This window comes from Micromonospora sp. S4605 (assembly GCF_003176715.1).
Taxonomy (GTDB): domain Bacteria; phylum Actinomycetota; class Actinomycetes; order Mycobacteriales; family Micromonosporaceae; genus Micromonospora; species Micromonospora echinaurantiaca.
On record NZ_QGSW01000471.1, the window covers coordinates 1 to 1146 of the forward strand.

Sequence of the window (1146 nt, forward strand, 5' to 3'; positions counted from 1 at the left end):
CACCCCCCTCCGCTGAGGCACCCAGCTCGGTGGGGCGGGGGTGGGTCAGAGAGCGACCCGGACGGCGGCGGTGAGGACCAGTTGGGCCAGCGCGGCCGGTACCAGGACCAGCCAGCACAGCCGCTGCAACTGGTCCTCGCGCAGCCGGGGGAACGCCACCCGCAGCCAGATGACCAGGAAGGACACCGCGGCCACCTTCAGCAGCGTCCAGAGCCAGCCGAGCTGCGCGTCGGCGAACGGGCCGTGCCAGCCGCCGAGGAAGAGCACGGTGGTCAGCGCCGCGATCACCACGATCCCGACGTACTCGGCGAGCAGGAAGAAGGCGAACCGCAGGCCGGTGTACTCGGTCAGGTAGCCGAACACCAGCTCCGAGTCGGCGATCGGCATGTCGAACGGCGGCCGCCGGATCTCGGCCAGCCCGGCCACGAAGAAGATGATCATCGCGGGCGCCTGCCAGAGCAGCCACCACGGCTGCCACGCCTCGACGATGCCGGGCAGGCTGAGCGTGCCCGCCGCCATCGCCACCGACGCCGCCGCGAGCACCAGCGGCAGCTCGTAGCCGAGCAGCTGGGCGGCGCCGCGCAGCCCGCCGAGCAGGCTGTACTTGTTGGCCGACGCCCACGCCGACATCAGCACCGCCACCACGCCGACCCCGACCACGGCCAGCACGAAGAAGAGGCCGATGTCCAGCGGCTGCCCCACCAGGTCGCCAGGGCCGAGCGGGATGACCAGCAGGACGAGCAGGTAGGGCACCAGGGCGACGGCCGGGGCCAGCCGGAAGACCGCCCGGTCCGCGTCGCTCGGGGTGACGTCCTCCTTCTGTACGAACTTCACCCCGTCGGCGATCAGCTGCGCCCAGCCGTGGAACGCGCCCGCGTACATCGGGCCGAGCCGCCCCTGCATGTGCGCCATCACCTTGTGCTCGGCCTGCCCCACGAGCAGCGGCAGGGTGAGGAAGGCGACCAGCACGCCACCCACCCGGATCACCAGTTCCAGCCAGAGCGGCATCAGGCCGTACCTCCGTCGCCGTCGGCCCGCTCGGTCGCGGCCGGCCCTTCCCCCGACGGCCGGTCCGCCGGCGGGCCGGAGCGAGCCGCTCCCGCGCCGCGGCCGCCGGGCGCGCCCGGCAGCGGACCGGCCTCGGCC

General features: G+C 73.7%; 1 protein-coding gene. It reads right to left on the bottom strand.

Translation table 11 applies throughout. The features are described 5' to 3' along the window. Positions 1-45 precede the first annotated feature (45 nt). Entirely contained in the window at positions 46-1008 is a 963-nt protein-coding gene (locus tag DLJ47_RS34580; protein WP_109906485.1) for a complex I subunit 1/NuoH family protein, read from the bottom strand. Positions 1009-1146 lie beyond the last annotated feature (138 nt).